General features: G+C 47.9%; 17 protein-coding genes. 8 read left to right on the plus strand and 9 right to left on the minus strand.

The features are described 5' to 3' along the window. Nucleotides 1-104 precede the first annotated feature (104 nt). The 5 genes from argF to metK form a co-directional block, all read right to left on the minus strand. Complete coding sequence (gene argF, locus ACWHX8_RS00710; protein WP_447970056.1) at nt 105-1,061, minus strand: ornithine carbamoyltransferase; 957 nt, start codon at nt 1,059-1,061, stop codon at nt 105-107. A 37-nt stretch (nt 1,062-1,098) separates the two neighbouring features. Next, on the minus strand, nt 1,099-2,292 hold the full coding sequence (locus ACWHX8_RS00715) for an acetylornithine transaminase (RefSeq protein ID WP_447970057.1): 1,194 nt from the start codon (nt 2,290-2,292) through the stop codon (nt 1,099-1,101). Nucleotides 2,293-2,716: 424 nt separating this feature from the next. Then, nucleotides 2,717-3,559: an acyl-CoA desaturase gene (locus ACWHX8_RS00720; RefSeq protein WP_447970058.1), complete on the minus strand. Its 843-nt coding sequence runs from the start codon at nt 3,557-3,559 to the stop codon at nt 2,717-2,719. Between the two features lie 400 nt (nt 3,560-3,959). Next, the gene (ahcY, locus tag ACWHX8_RS00725) at nt 3,960-5,342 is read right to left on the minus strand and encodes an adenosylhomocysteinase (RefSeq protein WP_447970059.1); all 1,383 of its coding nucleotides are present in this window, start codon (nt 5,340-5,342) and stop codon (nt 3,960-3,962) included. A gap of 106 nt (nt 5,343-5,448) precedes the next feature. Continuing rightward, the gene (metK, locus tag ACWHX8_RS00730) at nt 5,449-6,600 is read right to left on the minus strand and encodes a methionine adenosyltransferase (RefSeq protein ID WP_447970060.1); all 1,152 of its coding nucleotides are present in this window, start codon (nt 6,598-6,600) and stop codon (nt 5,449-5,451) included. A gap of 629 nt (nt 6,601-7,229) precedes the next feature. On the opposite strand from metK, the gene ACWHX8_RS00735 reads away from it, so the two are divergent. From ACWHX8_RS00735 to der, 4 genes are all read left to right on the plus strand, one after another. Beyond that, nucleotides 7,230-9,323, plus strand: coding sequence for a universal stress protein (locus ACWHX8_RS00735; protein ID WP_447970061.1), 2,094 nt, complete (start codon nt 7,230-7,232; stop codon nt 9,321-9,323). Continuing rightward, entirely contained in the window at nt 9,316-10,704 is a 1,389-nt protein-coding gene (locus tag ACWHX8_RS00740; protein WP_447970062.1) for a radical SAM protein, read from the plus strand. Before ACWHX8_RS00735 ends, ACWHX8_RS00740 begins: the two co-directional genes overlap by 8 nt. Before the next feature lie 125 nt (nt 10,705-10,829). Beyond that, nucleotides 10,830-11,357: a hypothetical protein gene (locus tag ACWHX8_RS00745; protein ID WP_447970063.1), complete on the plus strand. Its 528-nt coding sequence runs from the start codon at nt 10,830-10,832 to the stop codon at nt 11,355-11,357. Nucleotides 11,358-11,921: 564 nt separating this feature from the next. Beyond that, nucleotides 11,922-13,454 (plus strand): ribosome biogenesis GTPase Der, encoded by a 1,533-nt coding sequence (gene der / locus ACWHX8_RS00750; protein WP_447970064.1) that lies wholly within the window; start codon nt 11,922-11,924, stop codon nt 13,452-13,454. A 77-nt stretch (nt 13,455-13,531) separates the two neighbouring features. Here the strand turns inward: der and ACWHX8_RS00755 are convergent, their stop codons facing one another. The 4 genes from ACWHX8_RS00755 to ACWHX8_RS00770 form a co-directional block, all read right to left on the minus strand. Further along, nucleotides 13,532-14,938 (minus strand): M20/M25/M40 family metallo-hydrolase, encoded by a 1,407-nt coding sequence (locus ACWHX8_RS00755; RefSeq protein ID WP_447970065.1) that lies wholly within the window; start codon nt 14,936-14,938, stop codon nt 13,532-13,534. 288 nt (nt 14,939-15,226) lie between these two features. Further along, entirely contained in the window at nt 15,227-16,276 is a 1,050-nt protein-coding gene (locus ACWHX8_RS00760) for a site-2 protease family protein (protein WP_447970066.1), read from the minus strand. Nucleotides 16,277-16,332: 56 nt separating this feature from the next. Next, nucleotides 16,333-17,184, minus strand: coding sequence for an MBL fold metallo-hydrolase (locus tag ACWHX8_RS00765; protein ID WP_447970067.1), 852 nt, complete (start codon nt 17,182-17,184; stop codon nt 16,333-16,335). Nucleotides 17,185-17,305: 121 nt separating this feature from the next. Then, nucleotides 17,306-17,803, minus strand: coding sequence for a macro domain-containing protein (locus ACWHX8_RS00770; RefSeq protein ID WP_447970068.1), 498 nt, complete (start codon nt 17,801-17,803; stop codon nt 17,306-17,308). Nucleotides 17,804-18,301: 498 nt separating this feature from the next. On the opposite strand from ACWHX8_RS00770, the gene ACWHX8_RS00775 reads away from it, so the two are divergent. From ACWHX8_RS00775 to ACWHX8_RS00790, 4 genes are read left to right on the plus strand one after another with little or no spacing between them, the layout of a single operon-like run. Beyond that, entirely contained in the window at nt 18,302-19,276 is a 975-nt protein-coding gene (locus ACWHX8_RS00775) for a CsgG/HfaB family protein (RefSeq protein WP_447970069.1), read from the plus strand. 14 nt (nt 19,277-19,290) lie between these two features. Continuing rightward, complete coding sequence (locus ACWHX8_RS00780) at nt 19,291-19,638, plus strand: hypothetical protein (RefSeq protein ID WP_447970070.1); 348 nt, start codon at nt 19,291-19,293, stop codon at nt 19,636-19,638. A 3-nt stretch (nt 19,639-19,641) separates the two neighbouring features. Beyond that, nucleotides 19,642-20,004 carry a DUF4810 domain-containing protein gene (locus ACWHX8_RS00785; RefSeq protein WP_447970071.1) on the plus strand — a complete coding sequence of 121 codons (363 nt, stop codon included), beginning with the start codon at nt 19,642-19,644 and terminating at the stop codon, nt 20,002-20,004. Next, nucleotides 20,001-20,666: a GNA1162 family protein gene (locus ACWHX8_RS00790; protein WP_447970072.1), complete on the plus strand. Its 666-nt coding sequence runs from the start codon at nt 20,001-20,003 to the stop codon at nt 20,664-20,666. Before ACWHX8_RS00785 ends, ACWHX8_RS00790 begins: the two co-directional genes overlap by 4 nt. Nucleotides 20,667-20,713 lie beyond the last annotated feature (47 nt).

Raw genomic sequence — 20,713 nt, forward strand, 5'->3', positions numbered from 1 at the left:
GTGTCACGCAATGTGTGGTATGTGTGGACGTTGTTACGTCTCGCCATCCAATGCGTATTCTTGTAGTTTTGGAGCAGGTCTTGAATTCTGGCGACGTGTCAAAACTATTTTCCTAGCCAATTAATTAAAATGGCATTTTGCATGTCGAGACGGTTTTCCGCTTGTTCTAAGACCACGGCCTGTGGGCCGTCGAGCACGCCTGTTGAAATTTCCTCACCTCGATGAGCAGGAAGACAATGCATGACAATGGCATCAGGTTTGGCCTTTCGTAGTAGCCGTTCATTGACCTGGTAGGGAGTCAAGGCCTTGAGCCGCCGTTTCTGTTCCCGCTCTTGTCCCATGCTAATCCAGACATCCGTGTAGAGCACGTCAGCGTTCCGAACTGCCGCTATCGGATCTGAGGTGACTTCGATCCGTGTTTTCGTTTTTAAAGCTTTTTCTTGTGCCCAATCCACAATTTTCTGGTCTGGCTCATACCCCGTTGGACACCCGACCGACACATGCATGCCCATGAGTGCACCGGCTTCTAAGAGAGAATGCGTCACATTATTCCCATCGCCGATATAGGCTAGCTTTAAGCCTTTGAGCTGTTTCTTTTTACGTGTAATCGTGAAAAGGTCTGCAAGGATCTGGCAGGGATGGCATTGATCGGTGAGTCCATTAATCACGGGTATCGTTGCATAGGTGGCCCAGTCTTCAAGTGTGGTTTGGTCGAATGTTCTGACGACCAGACCATCTACATAGCGAGAGAGGACCTGTGCGGTATCGGCGAGGCTTTCCCCCCGGCTCAACTGAATTTTCTCAGAATCCAAAAACAGCGATTGTCCCCCTAATTGGTTCATGCCCGCTTCAAACGAGACCCGTGTGCGGGTAGAGGGTTTTTCGAAAATGAGGCCAAGAGTTTTTCCGACTAACGGTCTCGGTGTTCGACGCGCGCGCCGCTTTCCTTGAAGCGATTGGGCCTGTTTGATTAAAGCAGCAATGTGTTGACTGGAAAGACTGGCGATCGTCAAGAGATCTTTGCTGGTTTTTCGAGAAGTTCGTGTTGTTGATCGAGCCATAGGATGATTTCCTGCAATCGTCAAGTGTGACTGGTGATTACTGCTGTTTGTTTAAGACATCTGTAAGGGTTGTTAAAAGCACATCAATTTCAGCTTGAGTAATAGTCAGCGGTGGAATGAATCGAAGCACGCGTCCCATTGTGCAGTTAATGATGACCCGACGGGCAAGGCAATCCATCACGATTGGTTTCCCATCGACTGTGAGTTCCATGCCTTGCAATAATCCACGACCACGCACTTCTTTAATAATGGGAAAACGCTCCTGCAGGGCTAAGAGCCCTTTGTGCAGATAGGCTCCTCGCTCATGACCTCGCTTGAGTTCTCCCCCTTCGAGAAGAATCCGGAGTACCTGTAGTGCAGCCGTGCACGCGAGAGGATTTCCACCAAAAGTTGAACCATGGGTGCCGTACGAAAAAGCTTGTGCAACTTCTTCGATGGCAAGACAAGCCCCGATTGGAATGCCCCCGCCTAAGCCTTTGCCTAACGTCATGATGTCCGGTTGAATGCCAAATTGTTGGTAGGCAAACAAGGTGCCTGTGCGTCCCATTCCCGTTTGAATTTCATCGAAAATCAGAAGGATGTTCCGTGCCGTACAGAGGTTGCGTACAGCCTTGAGATAGTCCGCATTCCCGACAACGACCCCACCCTCTCCGAGTATGGGCTCCAGCATAATGGCGGCTGTTTGCTCGGAAACATTCGCTTCTAGTGCCTGAAGGTCGTTGTACGGGACGTATTTGAAGCCTGGAACGAGCGGTTCGAAGCCATGCTGGACTTTTGTCTGGCCGGTCGCGGTCAGCGTCGCCAGCGTTCGGCCATGGAAGGAATTCTCCATCGTGAGAATTTCCGACCGGTTGGGACCAAAATGATCATGGCTATATTTTCTCGCTAATTTTATCGCCGCTTCATTGGCCTCGGCTCCACTATTCGCAAAAAACACTTTGTCAGCGAATGACTGTTGAGCCAACTCACGCGCCAGTTTGGCTTGCGGTTCTGTGTAAAAGAGGTTTGATGTATGAATGAGCTGGCGAACTTGTCGTTCGATACTGGCGATCAAATCTGGATGGCCATATCCCAAGGCGTTGACCGCAATACCCCCCACGCAATCCAGGTAGGCTCGCCCCTCTGCGTCGTAGACTTTGCTTCCCTGTCCACGAACAATGGACAACGGAAGCCGGTCATAGGTATTCATGACATACTGATGAGTGATGGCTTGAAGCTCTTCTGTCAACATGTATCGCGAAGCCTAAATAATTTTCAGGCAACCCGTATTTACTTGCGCGGCTACTAATCCGCCAGTAAATGAGGGAGCCAACGTAACCTTGGGTTAGCGTAGTGTTTGGTAATCATTCTCCGTTTGACGTCGTAGGTTTTTTCACGCATCGATTCTGTTCGTCATGTACGGTCATGCTGAAACCTTGATGAGGTCCGTTGAGAATGAGAACAGACCTGCAATGGGTTAGCGGATTAGTAGGCGCGAAAACCCGCGTGAATACAGGCGAATCTAGCATACAGGTTCTTATGTTCGCAATATGAGTTGGTGTGTGATTACCTGTGAGGTCATTGGGAGGGGAGTATGAGGAAATGTTAGCTGTCCGGAAAAGATGTGATTGGGGAAGCTGATGAAGTTGTCACATCATAACAGTACAGCAATTGGCTTATTGTGAGGCAGATTGTCGTCGGAGGTCGTGGGCGAAGCCAAGTTTGCTTAAGATCCAGATGAGCCACTTGGATGGATCAAAATTATACCATTGTGGGCCGTTACGATAATCGCTTTGGTACATGTGATGGTAGTTATGATAGCCTTCGCCGAATGTGAGGAGCGAAACGATCCAGCTATCTCGACTCGAGTCAGATGAGCCGTGTGGTTGATTACCCCAGAGATGGCAGATTGAGTTAATGAAGAACGTGGAGTTGAGCACGAAAAATGTTCGTGCCACGCCGGCCAAGAGGAAGCAACTCACTCCGCCAATCCATCCGTTATAGAGAAACCCTACGACAAACGGAAGCAGTAATCCGGCGAGTACGACGGCGATATAATTTCGATGTTGCCACATGACGAGAGGGTTTTGCTTCAGTCGAGTTTTATATTTGTCGTATCGCGATGGATCTGTTTCTTTCCAGAAGAGCCATCCGCAATGACTCCACCAGAACCCGAGCTTGGCGTTATAAGGGTCTTCGTCTTTGTCGCATTGCGCATGGTGGCGAATGTGGTCGGAAGCCCATTTGAGGGCAGAATTTTGTAAGGCCATGCCGCCGGCAATCAGCAACATCATCTCGACCCACTTGGCGCATTTGAAACTTCGATGTGAAAATAAACGATGGTATCCAACCGTGATCCCGAGTCCGGTGAATACATACAAGATCGCAAACATCGTCCAGTCCACCCAAGAAAAATCGTAATAGTATGTAAATATGGGCAGCCCGATCATTGCTCCTACGACGATTGTGCCAAAGAGAATAGTGGTGAGATAATCGAATTGTCTGACGGTGGCGTCCATCTATAGAACCTCGGTCTTCAGTGAATTCAACTCGTCAAGCTGTTGAAGTATAAAAATGAAACTTCCGGAAGGAAGTTTCGAAACTGACAGGTGCTTATAGGATACACGCAGACGGAAATCTTGTCAAAATGAAATATTGTGTATATTCACGGTCTCGGCACGGATTATTGATTACCGAAACACCCTGCGTGAGCCAGTACGTGAGACGGAGGAAAGCGTCGGAGGCGTATCGTGGGTTTGGAGTGAGGCTGCGACGTGAAGCGAGTTGCCTCCATCATGGCGTAAAGCAAATCATGATGGAGGCGTGGGTCGATTTCGTTATGTTTTTGTCTGGGCCCATAGGCTGACACGTTCTCAACGCATAGAGACTATGCATTGAGGTCATGACAGCATGCGGATATTAGTATTTGTAGCTGTCTTCTTTAAATGGCCCGTCCACCGAGACATTGATGTAGTCGGCTTGAGTCTGAGTCAATTTAGTAATGACTCCTCCAAAGCCACGTACCATATGCGCGGCCACCTCTTCATCTAAGCTCTTAGGCAAGACCTGTAGATAGACGTCTTGGATTTGTTGACTGGCAAATTTTCGTTCGTACAGATAAATCTGAGCGAGCACTTGATTGGCAAATGAGCCATCCATAATACGAGACGGATGCCCGGTGGCGTTCCCCAAATTGACAAGGCGACCTTCGGACAAGAGAATCAGGTGGTCGTTGCGGGACTTGTCACGATAGACTTTGTGGACTTGAGGTTTGACTTCTTCCCATTCCCAATGTTCACGCATATAGGCCGTATCGATCTCGTTGTCGAAATGTCCAATATTACAGACAACGGCTCCAGCTTTGAGCGATTGCAGCATGGCGGAGTCGCAAACATTAAAGTTCCCGGTCGTGGTGACGATGAGATCAGTATTCTCTAACAATGTCGTATTGATGTGTTCGACTTTTCCGGTATTGACTCCATTATTGTAGGGAGAGACCACTTCAAAGCCATCCATGCAAGCTTGCATGCCGCAAATCGGGTCAATCTCAGAGACCTTCACGATCATGCCTTCTTGGCGAAGTGATTGCGCGGAGCCTTTTCCGACGTCACCGTATCCGATGACCAGCGCTTTTTTCCCGGCGAGCAAGTGATCCGTGCCCCGTTTGATGGCATCATTTAAGCTGTGCCGGCATCCGTACTTGTTATCGTTTTTTGATTTCGTGACCGAGTCGTTGACGTTGATGGCTGGGACCTTCAGCGTCCCTTTTTTCAGCATTTCTTGAAGTCGATGTACGCCGGTGGTTGTTTCTTCAGTGATGCCGTGGACATGGTCGAGCACGGCAGGATATTTTTCATGAAGCATCAAGGTTAAGTCGCCGCCATCATCGAGGACCATATTGGCATCCCATGGTTCACCATCTTTCAATATCGTTTGCTCAAGGCACCATTCATACTCTTCGGCCGTTTCACCTTTCCAGGCATAGACAGCAATTCCGTTTGCCGCAATGGCTGCGGCTGCATGATCTTGCGTCGAAAAAATATTGCAGGATGACCATCGAACTTCCGCACCAAGCTCAATCAATGTTTCAATGAGCACGCCGGTTTGAATCGTCATGTGAATGCAGCCGAGGATTTTCGCGCCCTTGAGCGGTTGGGAGGCTCGATACTTTTCCCGTAATGCCATCAACGCCGGCATTTCAGTTTCGGCAATCCCAAGTTCCTTTCGCCCCCAATCGGCGAGGGAAATATCTGCGACTTTATAATCTGTTGTTTTTGGGTCTATGGTGGCTGCTGTGCTCATATGCTTTGAATCCTTTCTCATTAGATCAACGTTCTTGACTCACCAACAACACAGGGGAGACCGAATCAATGCTCTGTCCTGTCTCGCGATGCATTCGTGGCTGTGGTTATATGCCGGCTTCGCGCCGAAGTATGGTGGCTTTGTCCGTTTTTTCCCACGTAAATCCTGGTTCGTTGCGGCCAAAATGACCATACGCCGCTGTTTGCTTGTAAATAGGGCGCCGTAATTTCAGGTGTTCAATAATGCCTCGAGGATTTAACGGGAAATGTTTGCGGACGAGCTTCTCAATGCGTTCCGCTGCGGTTTTTTCGGTGCCTTTTGTATCGACGAGTACCGAAACGGGGTTTGGGACGCCAATGGCATATGCCAGCTGAACTTCGCATTTATCAGCAAGCTTTGCCGCAATAATATTTTTGGCAATATAGCGAGCCATGTAGGAGGCTGAACGGTCAACTTTGCTGGGGTCTTTGCCAGAAAACGCTCCGCCACCGTGGCTACCGACGCCGCCGTATGTGTCCACAATAATTTTTCTACCCGTGAGTCCGGTATCGCCCATGGGCCCGCCTGTGACGAATCGTCCAGTGGGGTTGATATGGAATTTCACGGTTTTGGGATTATACAGTTTCTTGGGCATCACGGGAGTGATCACCTTGTCCATGATATCTTTTTCGATTTTTTTAGATGTGACGGAATCGCTATGTTGAGTTGAGACGACAATGGTGTCAATTCTCACAGGTTTTCCATTTTTATATTCCACGGTCACTTGGGCTTTTCCGTCTGGTCGGACCCAGGGCAAGATATTTTTCTTTCGAACTTCCGCCAGGCGTCGAGTCAGCTTATGGGCAAGGACGATCGGCATTGGCATAAGTTCGGCTGTTTCGTTAGAGGCATAGCCGAACATCAGGCCCTGGTCTCCAGCGCCTCCGGTATCAACTCCCATCGCGATGTCTCCGGATTGAGCATCGATGGCCGTTAACACCGAACAGGTTCGGTGGTCGAATCCCCACGTGGCATCTGAATACCCTACTCCTCTGATCGTTTCCCTTATTATGTCAGGAATTTCAACGTATGCTTTGGTTGAGATTTCACCAGCGACAAAAGCCAAGCCAGTCGTCAGAATAGTTTCGCAGGCCACTCGACAATTTTTATCTTTTTTGATGATGGCATCTAAGATTCCATCAGATATCTGATCAGCAATCTTGTCTGGATGGCCTTCTGTCACGGACTCTGACGTAAAGAGAAAGTTGGATCGTCTCATTAAATAGTATCCTCTATTTGGTTTAGGGACAATATGGACCTAACGAAAAGTCCATGATATAGGGTCCCTGTGTGATGGATAATCGGCGGGCAAGACTTACACTTTAATAAAGAAGTACCCCTACATGTCAATAACAAATTTAATCTTTTTGTTTTAACTGCAAGCCATACCAGGGTTTTTTGAGTGCATTCCCAGCGAAGATTGAAAGACGGAGTATGTAAGATTGCTGAGGTAATGATAAGGGAGAATTCCCATTTTGGCAGTATTTGGGTAAATTGAAATGACTCGAAATCCTAATCATGAATCTGAATGTCTCTCCTGCTAATTGTTTATGTGAAATTACTGAGATGCTGATGGTAATTGCCTTCTCCTAAAATACGTTTAAATACGTATTGGTAACTCTCTGATTGAGTCAGGAGATGGTAGCTAAAATCACGATCAGAAAAGAGCTTCTTCAGCGTTATCATTGAGTTGCATTACCTAAATATCGGGTGTTAAGATCACGCGTCATCTCCATATGAACCCTCGTCACAGTCAGGTCAAGATCGCTCTTCTTTCTAGGCTTGAAGAGGGTAGTTATTCTGTGCGCACTCGCTGGTCGTGAGAGAAGTTTTAAGGAGGCTGTTTAGATGTACAAAACAATATACATTCCTGTTGATAATTCAGACCATTCCAATAAGGCGGTGGATCTGGGTGTGGCATTAGCAAAGACGTTTGGCTCCAAGATTGTTGGAAGCCATGTGTATGCTGCCAAAATGCATGATAAGCGTTTTAAGCAAATGGAGGCAGGTCTTCCTGAAGAATACCACGATGAAAAAGAACTCGACCGTCAGCGGCAAATTCATGATTCACTGATTACTCGAGGTCTGCAAATCATCACGGACTCATATCTTGATTATGTCGATCAACAGTGCACAGAAGCCAATATTCCGCTTGAACGTCGATCGCTTGAAGGTCGAAACTGGAAAGTGTTAGCCGAAGACATTGGCACGAACGGATACGACTTAACCATTATGGGTGCACTGGGTGTTGGAGCTGTCAAAGATTCGGTCGTGGGAAGCAATACGGAACGAGTCGTACGACGTGTGCGAAACTCCGATATGCTGATCATTAAAGATCTCAAAGATACGCAAGAAGGTAAGATTGTCGTGGCTGTCGATGGTAGCCATTATTCCTTCGGCGGCCTTAAAACGGCTTTAGCCCTTGGGAAAGCGTTAAATAAGCCTGTCGAAGCCATATCCGCTTTTGATCCATACTTTCATTATGCTGCATTCCATAGTATTTCCGGTGTGTTAAATGAGGAAGCTGGAAAGGTTTTTCGGTTCAAGGAGCAGGAAAAGTTACATGAAGAGGTCATCGATAGTGGATTGGCCAAGATTTACCAGTCTCATCTTGACGTGTCTCGTGATGTTGCTCAAGACGAGGGTGCCGATATCAAAACTACCCTGTTGGATGGCAAGGCCTTTGAGAAGGTCATTCAATATGTTCGAAAAGAACAACCGTGGCTGCTTATTGTTGGGCGCATTGGCGTCCACAGTGATGATGATATGGACATTGGAAGCAACGCAGAGAATCTTCTTCGAGCAGCGCCGTGTAATGTCCTAATCTCAAATCAAAAATTTGTACCACCGATTGACACGCAAGCTGAGTATACTATTGCTTGGACAGAAGAAGCCCTAAAGCGGATGGAGAAAATTCCTGTTTTTGCCAGAGGTGTTGCAAAGACTGCTATTCATCGGTATGCCATTGAAAAAGGACATACGATCATCAGCGATTCTGTGATCGATGCAGCCATTGGTGATATTCTTCCCAAGGGCGCTATGGATGCTATGAGAGCGCTGGGAGGAAACCTGGATGCCGCGGGGATTGACCGCGATACGATGCAGGCTGATGATTCAGTGGCTAATGATCTGATGGGTTCGTCGCTCAGCGGGATGATGACTCAAATTGTTGAGGAAAAACCGTCTATCAATCCTGGCGTAAGTGCGGCGAATCAGTCATATCTTGATCGAATGTCTCGTGCTTATTATGTGTGTAATGGGTGTGGATATATAGGGAAGGGCGATCCCGCACCTGTGAAATGTCCAGTCTGTGCAGCAGATGGTGCGCAGTTTAAAGAGGTTGATAAAGCTATCTTTGATGCTGCAGCAAAAGCGGAAGGCGAGCTTGAAACACATCTTGCGTATGATGACGTACCGATGCAGTGGACTAAGGACGCCAAGGAGGCCATTCGTGCTGTTCCGGCTGGATTTCAACGGAGGCGAGCAAAAGCAAGGATTGAAAAATCAGCAAGAAAGTTGGGGATGACGACGATTACCTTGGAGTACGCGTCGCCGACAATTGAAGAAGCAGCTGCAGAAGACTACACGCCAATTTTTGCCAATAAGGCACCTTCAAATGGGGAACCCACTATGAAGTCAAATGGAACTGATGGTCAAGATGCGGAACCCTCTCCTTACACATGGGAGCCGGCAGCCACCGAGCGGTTAGAGCGGGCTCCGGCTGGCTTCATGCGAGACTGCACAAAGGCTTTGATTATCAAACATGCTGAAAAGCTGGGCACGACAGTCATCACCATTGATGTTGCCAATGAAGGTATTGAACAGGCGAAGCATACAATGGAAGAAGCGATGAAGACTGGAAATGTCAAAGATATTATTGCAAACTTGACTGGTTCAGGAGAGAAATCAGAAGCTCCCTCAGGAGCTGGCCAACATGGGTAAGTCTCTTCCTGTACTTAATTCGCAAGGCAATCTAGTCAGTCAATCGGCATTTCCTTCCAATGTGATGAAGTTTGATTCGCCAGTGACCGGGGGATCAGATAATCCATATGATGGCCGAACGGTTGATGATTTTAAGCCCTACCTGGTTGCGCTCAATCTCACCAAGCGATGCAATTTAAAGTGTGATCATTGCTATCTCGACGCCACAACTAAGCTCGGTGGAGGCAATGATGAGCTGACCACTGAAGAATGCTATGTGCTCATTGATCAAATTGCCGAGGTCAATCGTGGCTGTCTTCTGGTCATTACAGGAGGTGAACCCTTAGTCCGTCCAGATATCCTGGACATCGCTAGGCATGCGGTCAAAACAGGGTTTATGGTGGTGTTTGGAACAAATGGGATGCTCATTGATGATCGGATGGCGAAAGAGCTGGTCGACATTGGTGTGATGGGTGTGGGGATCAGTATTGATTCACTCGACCCAGAGAAACACAATGCGTTTCGCGGTCTTGCAAAGGCCTGGGAAGGCGCACTTGCTGGCATTGAAGCCTGTAAGCGTAATGGCCTTCAATTCCAGATACATTTTAGTGCCCAACCTATGAATTATCAGGAATTACCAGAGGTCATTGATTGGGCGCATGATCTTGGAGCCAAAGTCCTCAATGTCTTCTTCATGGTCTGTACCGGCCGCGGGGAGGAACTCTCTGATATCACATCCTCTCAATATGAAGAAGTCCTTGGCTATCTGGTTGACTGCCAAGACAAGTATAACGACATGCTAGTCCGGGCTCGCTGTGCCCCACACTTTAAGCGGTTGGCGTACGAAAAAGATCCTAATTCACCTATTACCAAAGCTCAGGGGTATATGGGGGGCGGCTGTTTGGCTGGGACGAATTATGCGAGAGTCACGCCAAATGGGGATCTCACACCCTGTCCCTACATGCCGCTTTCTGCTGGAAATATTCGTGAGAAGAGCTTTGTGGACTTGTGGGAACGATCAGATATTTTTGATTCGTTTCGCTACCCACATCTTAAAGGCAAGTGTGGCGACTGTGAGTACAGTGAAATTTGTGGAGGATGTCGGGCAAGGCCCTATGTTGATCACGGGGATTGGCTTGATGAAGATGAATGGTGCCTCTATACACCAAAAGGTGGGGATAAAGTTGAAGTCGCCTTTAATGTTCCTGAGACCACGTCTGTTGTGTGGGACGACGCTGCGGAGACTCGACTGAATCGTATCCCCTATTTTTTACGTGCCATGGTCAAGAAAGGCGTTGAACGCCAAGCGGTCGAACGAAATCTGTCAGTCGTAACGATTGAACTCATGGAAGAACTTCGAAAAAAGCGGTTCGGAAATGAAACGCCAGTGTTTAAGTTTTGATTGAGCGGCAACCATCCTGTGTTGTTGTATCCGACCTCAAAAATCCGGCCATTGTATCGATCTGTGTCAGGCAAGTTGGTCAGCTAATAAAAATTTAATTCGTTATTATCAAGAAATATAGTTCTATGGAAGCTCTTCAAGCGGTCTTTACAGACCTCAATCAAGTTATTCCTATTCTTGTCCATTGGCTGCATTTACTTTCTGCCGTCGTCTGGATAGGTGGACTGGCCTTTTTGGTTATGGCCGTTACGCCAGGACTCCGAACATCTGTACCGAAAGAATATATTCGACCAATTACCGAAACATTTTACCTACAGTACAAGCGAGTTGTGGGCGTCATTCTTGTTGTGGCGTTGTTCACAGGTGGGCTGAATCTTCATTATGTGAGTAAAGCCATGGAGCTTATGACGGGCGATGGCATATCACATAACGCCAAATATCTCACGATCTTTTTTATCAAACTGAGTTTAGTGTTAGGGGTTTTAACGATATTTCTCTATACCGTGATCTTTAAGAATGAACCGACAGGAGAAGAAACGTCTGAAGAAAAAGAAGAGATGGTGTATGAGCCAGTCCCATTCCAACGGGGAACGCTGTGGATGGGGGTATTTATCATCCTTTGCGCAGCAGCCATGAAGCATTTACATAGTTAGGCATTCCCCTGCCACACTACCCACCTTCGATGAATTGAGCGTCATGACTCGCTGGTATCTCTCATCTTCGCTTTGAGGGTGCTGTAAGATAGAGACAAGAACATATACGAGACTTCGTTGACTATAGCGAAACCAAATAACTTCCAAACACGAAAATACAACTATAGCCGTTCCAATATACTTCCGTCTGTACGACGTGTGTTTTTGCGCTGTGTACAAGATGTACATTCGGCTGGAAGTTACTTGGTTTCGCTATAACCCAACGCGGTGCAACGTGAACATTAAGGAAGGTTATGCCCGCCTGGATGACCTGCAGACGATTGACGGTTCAATCACGAAGGGTCAATCAGCATTCAACGGGACGACATGTAGACTCGGCAAAACTGGAACGGCTATAGGCGTATCAGGCTTTTTCGCCATACAGCCAGATACAATTAGGTGTTTGTAGCTGGCGATCCTGGCCATTCATGCATCGTGATTGTTCAGAAATTTTTACTGTGATAGTGTCGATTGCTCTAGACGGAAATGACGTGTCTGCATGGGGCGTTCTGTATGGTGATGGTTATGAGAAAATTTCATTCAATGCCTTCGCGGCGTAAAAAGAAAACAGTCGAAAAAGGTGAGAATCTTCCACTGCCTGCAATCGTGGAATCGACTGGACCGGTATTGCCGCAAGTCGTCATCATTGGGCGTCCTAATGTTGGAAAATCCACATTATTTAATCGAATTGTTGGCTCGCGAAAAGCAATCGTCGATGATCGACCTGGTGTCACGCGAGACCGTAATGCCGCACCTTGTGCCTATCAAGGACGAGTGTTTCAGCTTATCGATACCGGAGGCTTGGATCCATCAGCTTCTGAGGGCATGCTGTCACAAATCAAACAACAATCTGAAATGGCTATTGCCGAAGCCGACGTCTTGATTTTGGCGATGGACGGACGGAGCGGTTTAACTCCGCTTGACGAAGAAATTGCTTCATTGGTTCGAGGTATTCAAACGCCAGTGTTTTGGGCTGTCAATAAGGTTGATACACATAAGTCAGAACCGCTACTCGCAGACTTTTATAAACTTGGACTTACGGAAGTTTTTCCAATTTCAGCAGAGCATGGGATTGGGGTAGATGAGTTACTCGAGGCTATGCTCCCATACTTTCCTAAAGGGGATGAAGAGGAAAGTTCTCGGAATATTCCAAAAGTTGCGGTGGTGGGCCGACCGAATGTTGGCAAGTCAACGTTTGTTAATTTGATTCTTGGTGAAGACCGGTTGGTTGTGAGCAATCAGCCTGGCACAACCAGAGATCCAGTTGATACAGAGGTTTCGTATCGGGGCTCGTCTTATATTCTGACCGATACCGCAGGTATCCGACGGCGCGGACGAATAGACCGAGGAGTTGAGGGATATAGTGTGGTTCGTGCCATGCGTGCTCTCGGGCGTTCTGATGTTGCGATTCTGTTATTAGATGGAGTCGAAGGGGTGACCGAGCAAGATTCAAAGATCGCAGGCCTGATTCAGCGACAGGGGCGCGGGTGTGTGCTCATGGTCAATAAATGGGATTTACGGACGCAAGACCCAGAAGCGCAAATGCGGTATGAGCAAGAATTACAGCGGAGATTCCCATTTTTTGGTTTTGTGCCGGTCGTCTTTGCGTCGGCATTGAACCCAGAGACCATTGCGCAGGTCTTTCCAAAAGTCAATACGGTGATGTCTGAGTTTGCAAAGCGAATTCCGACTGGACAGTTGAATCAGTTTTTGCAACGTACGTTAGAGAAAAATCCTCTCCCGCTTCGAGCAGGGAATCCGGTAAAGTCCGTTTATATCACACAAGTCGCGACCAGACCTCCAACTTTTGCGCTCTTTGTGCGGCATTCTGGAGATGTGAATGCTACCTACCAGCGATATCTTGAAAATGCACTTCGCGATGTCTTTGGCTTTATTGGTACTCCCATCAAGGTTCTGGTTCGTAACAAAAACCCACCACCACCACCTCAGTTGAAGCCCACGCCAAGTTATAAGCTTAAGCCCAAGCCGAAAAGCAAACTCAAACCAGCAGACAGACCAAAGCCCACACGCACACGTTCGAAAAGGGTGAAAAGGTAATAGGGAGAAAGAAAGGAGTATTGTAAGACTTCTGAAGCGTCACTGTTATCTATTGATCATGCAGCGTGGCTACGCCTTTACCGTGCTGATCGCTTCGGCTTTTTCTTCATCACGGATTGCCGTCCCATTTGGGAGAGTTCGCGAAAGTAATGAACAAACGTTCGTATGCCGCCAGAGGCTTGCCCCCAATCAAAGTACTCATTGGGTGCATGGTACCCATGTTCAGGAAGACTTAATCCCATAAACAGAATTGGGACATTCCATGTTCGGTCTAGATGGTCAATAGCTCCGATAGACCCACCTTCTCTGACCATGACCGGAGCTCTGTCAAATCCAGCCTGGACAGAACGGCGAAGTGCCTCGGCATACGGCCCCGTCGAGAGGCCTCGAAACGGTTCTAATTTTCCATCACTGATAATCCGAACATTCGGATTAATGCTTTTCACATGACGCCTCAGAAGTGTAAGAATTTTGTCTGGGCGTTGATTGGGAACCAATCGCATGCTGACTTTGAGCTCTCCTGATGCGGGCACAATGGTCTTTACGCCCGGTCCGATATGTCCGCCGGTTAATCCGTGAATTTCAAACGTGGGAGCTGCCCAAATTCGCTTCAACAACTCTGTTCGATTATCGGTGCGAAGTGAACGCAGTTGATACGCTTGCTTGAATCGATTGACGAGAAATCCTGAGGCAAGAAATTCCTTGAGCTCTTCTTGGGTTGGCTTCACGACCTTGTCATAAAATCCTGGGATCTTCACGTCTCCTGACTTCGCATCGACGCAGGCGTTGGCCACTTCACATAATTCAGCAAGAGGATTGCGGGCGCCTCCCCCTGTTAATCCGGAATGGACGTCGGTCGTACCGGTTTGTAAGGTCATGCGGGCTGAAAGAAGGCCACGAAGGCCGCAGGGAATCGCTGGGCGCTGCTTGGCGATCCAGATAGTATCGGACACTAAGACCGAGTCTGAACGGGGGACGAGCGCCTGCTGTCGCAATATTTCAGCAAAATTCGGACTTCCAATCTCTTCCTCCAATTCCCACAAAAACCGGATATTGAGGTGAAGCTTCTCTTCAATCGCATAGCGTGCGGCAAAAAGTGCGGCGAGTGCGGGTCCTTTATCATCGGTGGTGCCTCGGCCTCGATAGCGATCTGACTCTTTTTGAAAGGTAAAGGGGGAGTGACGCCATTCAGGTTCATTTGCCGGTTGCACGTCCAAGTGATTATAAATCGTGACGGTGGGATAGTGGTTTCCCACAAACCACCCACCAGATACAGCGGGATACCCGGAGGTTTCCACCATTCTAGCTTCGGCTCCAAAACTTTTTAGAATACGTGTTGCTTCCATACCCATTTTCCGAATATCGGGTGCATGGGCAGGATCGGAACTAATGGACGGAATTTCGACCATCTGTGCAAGGAGGTTTTCGTACTGAGGTCGGGAACTTTTAATATAGGACTCAAGATGCGGGTCATGCTTATGCATCGTTCGATTTTCCCCAGATAAATAAAACAGTCCGCATTATACCATGACACGACTGTTTTTCGAGTGAGGAATTGTTTTGATTAGCCTCAAAAGGCTTTTTTACGGATCAAATGGGACACTATAGCAAATCCAAATAAGTTCCAATCAGGAGAATACCACGTACTCCGCGCGGTACCATGTTTCAACGAGCGGAAGTTATTTGGTTTCGCTATAACTGTCTGCGCGTCCCTGCTTGCTGCAACCAACAACCGTGATGCAAGCAATGAGACTCGATTGGATTCGCTCACATTAAAAATAAAAAGGAACAGGGGAGAAGGAGAGGAGAAAGATTGCCAAGGCACTCCAGGCAACCCATATTCGTGTTGTGCCTAAGCTTGATTTCGGATCAATAACCGGCGGGTGAGACAGCCCAACGAGTCCTGCAAGGCAGGCCCATAATATCCACCCAGGCCAGCCAATTAACCCGAGAAACACCAAGATGGGAACGGCAAGAAGGGCTAGTGTTCGTTGTCGTTGACCAAAGACAGCATAGGCGACGTGACCGCCATCGAGCTGTCCTATTGGAATGAGGTTTAACGCGGTCACAAAAAATCCAAACCAGGCCGCAAAACCTATCGGATGAAGGACAATATCGTGGGTTTCAGGAATGGGGCCAAATATGATCCACGCTACAAATTGCAAGAAGAGGGGTTCGCCCAATTGGAGTCCAAACGTTTGATGGCGTGGGACGACTTCTGAAAGAGATAGCCCAATAATTAATGCAAATACGGCGGCGATAAAACCGGTAATCGGGCCGGCTACGCCAATATCAAACAAAGCGCGTTTTTGCATAATTGGAGATTTCATTCGAATGACGGCTCCAAAGGTCCCGATGAAATGTGGAGGACCTGGAATGAACAACGGAAGAGAGGCTGGTACTCGATGAATACGCGAAAGGACATAATGTCCTAATTCATGGGTAACTAAAATCCCCAGAAGTGTACCGGCAAAAGGGAGCCCGCGAATGAGCGAGCCTGGATAGTTCACGAGAAAATCCCAAGCTCCACTGACAGGTTTGGTATTGAGGTGAAGCGCTCCAGCCCAGAGTGTTGTCAAGATCGTGAACAGAAACAGGATAGTCGGGAGAACCCACATTGAAAATGTCGTGGCCATGGGCTGGGGGTGCGAAGCACTGTCATCCTGCCATTCTTGGGGGTATTGAGAGTCTGAGAGTCGATTGGGACTCAAGGGATCGGACGGTTCCTGCTCACATCCTTCCGTATCCTTATCTGGAGGAGACAATAAAGAATGAAGTGGGTTATGTTCCGGCCTCTGAGGGTTAGGCGATTTTTCGTCCACAGTTATCGAGTTTCTGACGAACCAGCAAGAGGCTGATTCGCATCATGGATTAAGTGTTACGCGAATGGATTAAATTGCTGTTCTTCTTGGACCGTTGTCGATGGTCCATGGCCAGGCAACAGGACGGTATCGCTCTCAAGGCTAAGGACAATATTTCTAACGGAGGCTAAATGGACTGGATAGAGTGAAAATGGATTTGACCGACCAACCGATCCAGCAAAAAGCGTGTCACCAACAAAGCACAGCGATTGCCCGTTATTGTTGAGATGAAAGCACAAGCCTCCAGGTGTATGCCCCGGTGTGGCGAGACATTCAATCGTGCGAGAGCCAATTGGAATCTTCTGTCTATTTTGAGGAAACGTGAGGAGTGACTGAGGGGGCTTCCAAGAAAGAAGGTCAAGATCTTCTTGCCCCAAATACACGGGAACCGGCCAGCGTTCCAGTATTTCCTCAAGACCCCCTGCATGATCGGTATGACCATGTGTCAGGCAGACGCCTTTGAGGTTCAGTTGATGAACCTGAAGTGTTTCAAGCATTTGTTTGGGATTATAGCCCGTATCAATCATCAATGATTCTCGCGTCATGAGATCGGACAGTAAGTACCCCTTTACCTCGTACCCGCCTATATCTCCTAACACCGTTGTGATGAGTCCATCTTGCGATATCCAAGATGGAGCGGCCTTTGGTGTCCAACCATCAAGCGCAATGCTGGATAAAGGTTGTGCGCGAAGGCTAAGTACTTGTGACAGCGTGTTGACTTCATCGCTGGTGGGCAGTCGAGAGCCTTGTTCAAGCGCTTCCAGGTCGTGCTGGGACAGATAGCTGCGTTGAGTGACTGCCGATAATGACAAATCTTGCCCGTGCCGGGACTTTTTTATAATGTCGCAGAAATCGTCTTCTAAGCTCATTATGCGATAGGTCCAAAAGGCCGAATTCGTGAAACGTCGTTCGTTGCTCGTCTCTCGTGAGAAGCTCTCTTTGCATTTATGCAATACGAGAGACGAGATACGCTTCACGAGTAACGTTACTCTATGATACTCGATTGCGCCATGCTTGAACCATAGCGGCATCGACGTCGACAAGCATAACCCTTTCCAGAGATTGCGGCGAGAAAGAAAGCATTTCATTCATCATGTGCTCTGCAGCATCTGTAGGAGGAACACCTCCAACTCCGGTGCCCATTCCCGGTAAGGCCAGCGACGCAAATCCTTTGCGATCCGCTAACTGCAATGCGGCGCGAGTTGCGAGAGCTGCGTTCTTGGCCGGGATTCGCATGGCCGGTTCCGACATCGTGGGGGCATGGATAATTCCCTGAAACGCGGTCTTTCCTCCTGAAGTCAGAATTGCCTTTCCCACAGGGATGGGAGCCTGTTGCATTGCTTCTGTTTCAACTTCAGGGCCAGCAGCACGCCTGATCACACCAGCAACTCCTCCACCCATTAGTCCATAGCTGTTTGCGGCATTGACAATGACTTGAGCAGCGACATCAAGGATGCTGCCCTGTATGATTTGAATTTCTAAACGCACTTAGGTACTAGTTGTTATACGAATGATGGCTTAGGTTAGCATACGGTCCTAGCATCGTAAATCTAACCAAATTGCATGGCTCTCTACTTCGTTGTATCGCCAATGCTGGCTGTCAATTGGACTCTGTGAGTATGGCCTTTTTACTCAGTCGCTGCTGATCGTAATATGATCGCGTGTGGTTATCTTGAGAAATTTCTTAGCGGCGAATGAATAAAAAATCGCTTTGTGAATGTCAAGATATGATTTGGTCTTGTCCTAATTCCTCGATTGTACGATACTTGTGAAGTATGCTGATGGAAGAATAGCCTTTGAGGCATTCTTTCCTCGTCATTTGCAGGAATCATGAGAGTGTTTTTATTCCATTCTTGTAATAGTTGCTTTTGCCAGTACGGTGATTGGAGCGAGCGTGAGTTCGATTCCTATTTCATTCATCGTCATTCATTTATCTTGCAGCATTCACAGTTTTTATCGTATGAGGTTTTACTATGAGGGGGAACTATGCAAAAAGTCATCCCGATCTGTTTTGCGACAGCCATTGTGTTTGGTTGCGCATCTATCGATGAACGAGAGGTCGTCCAAACTCTTCCCGATCCGCCCCGTTCGCAATCTCACAGTTCTGTCGCTACGACATCTGGGCAAGGCGGGGGCATGGAGTCTCGAGTGCTCAAACGAAAGGTCGCCATCGCGCGGTTTACGAATGAGACCAAATATGGAGCCGGACTGTTTACAGATAAAAACTATGACCGAATCGGTAAACAAGCATCGGATATCTTAGCGGCAGAACTCACGAAGTCTGGCAAGTTTATCGTGCTGGAACGCACAGATTTGAATAAATTGGAAGCTGAAAGCGAACTGCTTGGTTTGACATCTGAAGAATTCAAGAAAAACCTCGTAGGTGTGGATGCACTGATCTTGGGATCTGTTGTTGAATATGGTCGAAAAGATACGGGAGATGTTGCGCTATTTTCTCGATCCAGAAAACAGGCGGCACATTCAAAAGTAAATGTCCGCTTGGTAGATCCTCGAGCAGGCCATGTGTTCTTTAGCGAAGATGGGTCTGGCGAAGCGTCTTTAGATTCTCAAACTATTCTTGGCCTTGGCGATCGCGCCACCTTCGATTCAACCCTTAATGATAAAGCCCTTTCTGCATCGGTGGCCAATCTTCTCGATAAAATTCTGAACAAACTTGACGATAAGCCGTGGACAAGTGGAATTCTTGCGGTCGAAGGGGAGCAAGTGATGATTTCTGGTGGAGAACGGCAAGGCTTAAAAGTTGGTGATCAATTAAAAGTTATGGTCCCTGGCAAGGTGCTCAAAAGTCCACAGACGGGATTCAATGTGCAGCTTCCTCATACACAAGAAGGTCTCCTGGAAATTGTGGGATTTTTTGGCGATTCAGAAACCAACGAAGGGTCAATCTGTACAATAGTCGAGGGACCTACTCCAACGACGAACCATCTTATTCAATTCTAATGGAGAAGAGTGTCATGAGCTATAGACCCTTGAAACATGGGATTGTCATCCTGTTGGGATGCCTGGTCTTTTCTGGATGTGGATTACTCGCACCTGTGTTAGGACCTGTCTATCAAACGTCAACGAGCAATGTGGATCAGGGAAAAGATCAAGGGTTCATTCGTTTTGCGAATCTGACGGGTGATGACCTGATCTCTGTCGATGGAAATTCTGTGGGAACGGGCGAAAAGTTTACTCCTGATGCCTTGCTGGCATTGTCGCCTGGCACGCATACGGTCGAAATCACCAACGGTGGTTCAAGTGTCTTTAACCGCAAGGTTTTTATTGGCACCGGATCAACGAAAACTATCGAGCTTCCATAGAATATGATGCCACGCGTCCTTCTCATGATTATTGGAGTTCTCTGTGTCTTAACCTCTGTGGGCTGCACGAGTTCACTCTTTCATTGGGGTGAGTATGAAGAAAGTTTATTGCTGCGATATGAGGATACGAGCGAAGAAGGTCAATTAGAAGCGTTTACTCTGCTTCAAGAGACAATAGAAGAAGCTGAATCCAAGGAGGGGAGACTGGCGCCCGGTGTCTATGCCGACTATGGCTATCTGTTATTTAAACGGGGCAATGCCAAAGAAGCGGTGGTGTATTTTAACAAGGAAGCGGTTCTCTACCCTGAGTCAAAGTACTTTATGGATTCGCTTATCTCCAGAATACAAGGTCAATCTGGAACATGATATTCCGAATCTTGTTGGCCGGGTTCTTGGTGGGGATAAGCCTGCAAGGTTGCATCACTCCTCCGCCAAAACCTGATTACTCACAGTTCTTTGAGCATCATCCACGTTCGATTGTGGTGGTGCCGGCGTCGAATACGACGACGGCCGTCGAAGCTCCTGTTGTCTTTGATACGACAGTCACGAGACCGCTGGCCGAGCGTGGTTATTATGTGTTTCCGGTTTTTCTCACCCGGGATGTGCTCATTGACCTGGGATTGTCCGATGAAGGAGTCCTTGCCGAAGCCTCGCCTCAACGATTCAAAGACGTATTTGGGGCCGATGCGATACTCTATGTCACGATTAAAGAATGGGTCACGTCCTATATTGTCATTAGTTCGTCAGTCAGAGTGACCGTCCATTATAAATTGGTCGACACGAGTTCAGGCACGGTACTCTGGGAGCAAACGAGAACGGCCGTGCATCAGAGTGGTGCCGGTGGAGGAGGAAATCCAATTGCTGCCCTTATTGTCGCCGCGGTGGATGCTGCAGTCACAGCCGGTGCAGTCGATTACCGACCCTTAGCAATCCAAGCCAATACGATGGCGGTGAATCCCAAGGGCGTGGGCATTCCTGCCGGTCCTTACCATCCTGACTTCCGAAAAGACTACCCCAATTATCAGTAATCGTCTCAACTCTCTTTGGAGTATTTTTGTTCATACTCTAAGACAGA

Source organism: Nitrospira sp. M1, from assembly GCF_965152605.1.

Coding starts and splice junctions, on each gene's coding strand:
- argF (WP_447970056.1), bottom strand. CDS start 1,061: ATGGCTCGATCAACAACACGAACTTCTCGAAAAACCAGCAAAGATCTC.
- ACWHX8_RS00715 (WP_447970057.1), bottom strand. CDS start 2,292: ATGTTGACAGAAGAGCTTCAAGCCATCACTCATCAGTATGTCATGAAT.
- ACWHX8_RS00720 (WP_447970058.1), bottom strand. CDS start 3,559: ATGGACGCCACCGTCAGACAATTCGATTATCTCACCACTATTCTCTTT.
- ahcY (WP_447970059.1), bottom strand. CDS start 5,342: ATGAGCACAGCAGCCACCATAGACCCAAAAACAACAGATTATAAAGTC.
- metK (WP_447970060.1), bottom strand. CDS start 6,600: ATGAGACGATCCAACTTTCTCTTTACGTCAGAGTCCGTGACAGAAGGC.
- ACWHX8_RS00735 (WP_447970061.1), top strand. CDS start 7,230: ATGTACAAAACAATATACATTCCTGTTGATAATTCAGACCATTCCAAT.
- ACWHX8_RS00740 (WP_447970062.1), top strand. CDS start 9,316: ATGGGTAAGTCTCTTCCTGTACTTAATTCGCAAGGCAATCTAGTCAGT.
- ACWHX8_RS00745 (WP_447970063.1), top strand. CDS start 10,830: ATGGAAGCTCTTCAAGCGGTCTTTACAGACCTCAATCAAGTTATTCCT.
- der (WP_447970064.1), top strand. CDS start 11,922: ATGAGAAAATTTCATTCAATGCCTTCGCGGCGTAAAAAGAAAACAGTC.
- ACWHX8_RS00755 (WP_447970065.1), bottom strand. CDS start 14,938: ATGCATAAGCATGACCCGCATCTTGAGTCCTATATTAAAAGTTCCCGA.
- ACWHX8_RS00765 (WP_447970067.1), bottom strand. CDS start 17,184: ATGAGCTTAGAAGACGATTTCTGCGACATTATAAAAAAGTCCCGGCAC.
- ACWHX8_RS00775 (WP_447970069.1), top strand. CDS start 18,302: ATGCAAAAAGTCATCCCGATCTGTTTTGCGACAGCCATTGTGTTTGGT.
- ACWHX8_RS00780 (WP_447970070.1), top strand. CDS start 19,291: ATGAGCTATAGACCCTTGAAACATGGGATTGTCATCCTGTTGGGATGC.
- ACWHX8_RS00785 (WP_447970071.1), top strand. CDS start 19,642: ATGATGCCACGCGTCCTTCTCATGATTATTGGAGTTCTCTGTGTCTTA.
- ACWHX8_RS00790 (WP_447970072.1), top strand. CDS start 20,001: ATGATATTCCGAATCTTGTTGGCCGGGTTCTTGGTGGGGATAAGCCTG.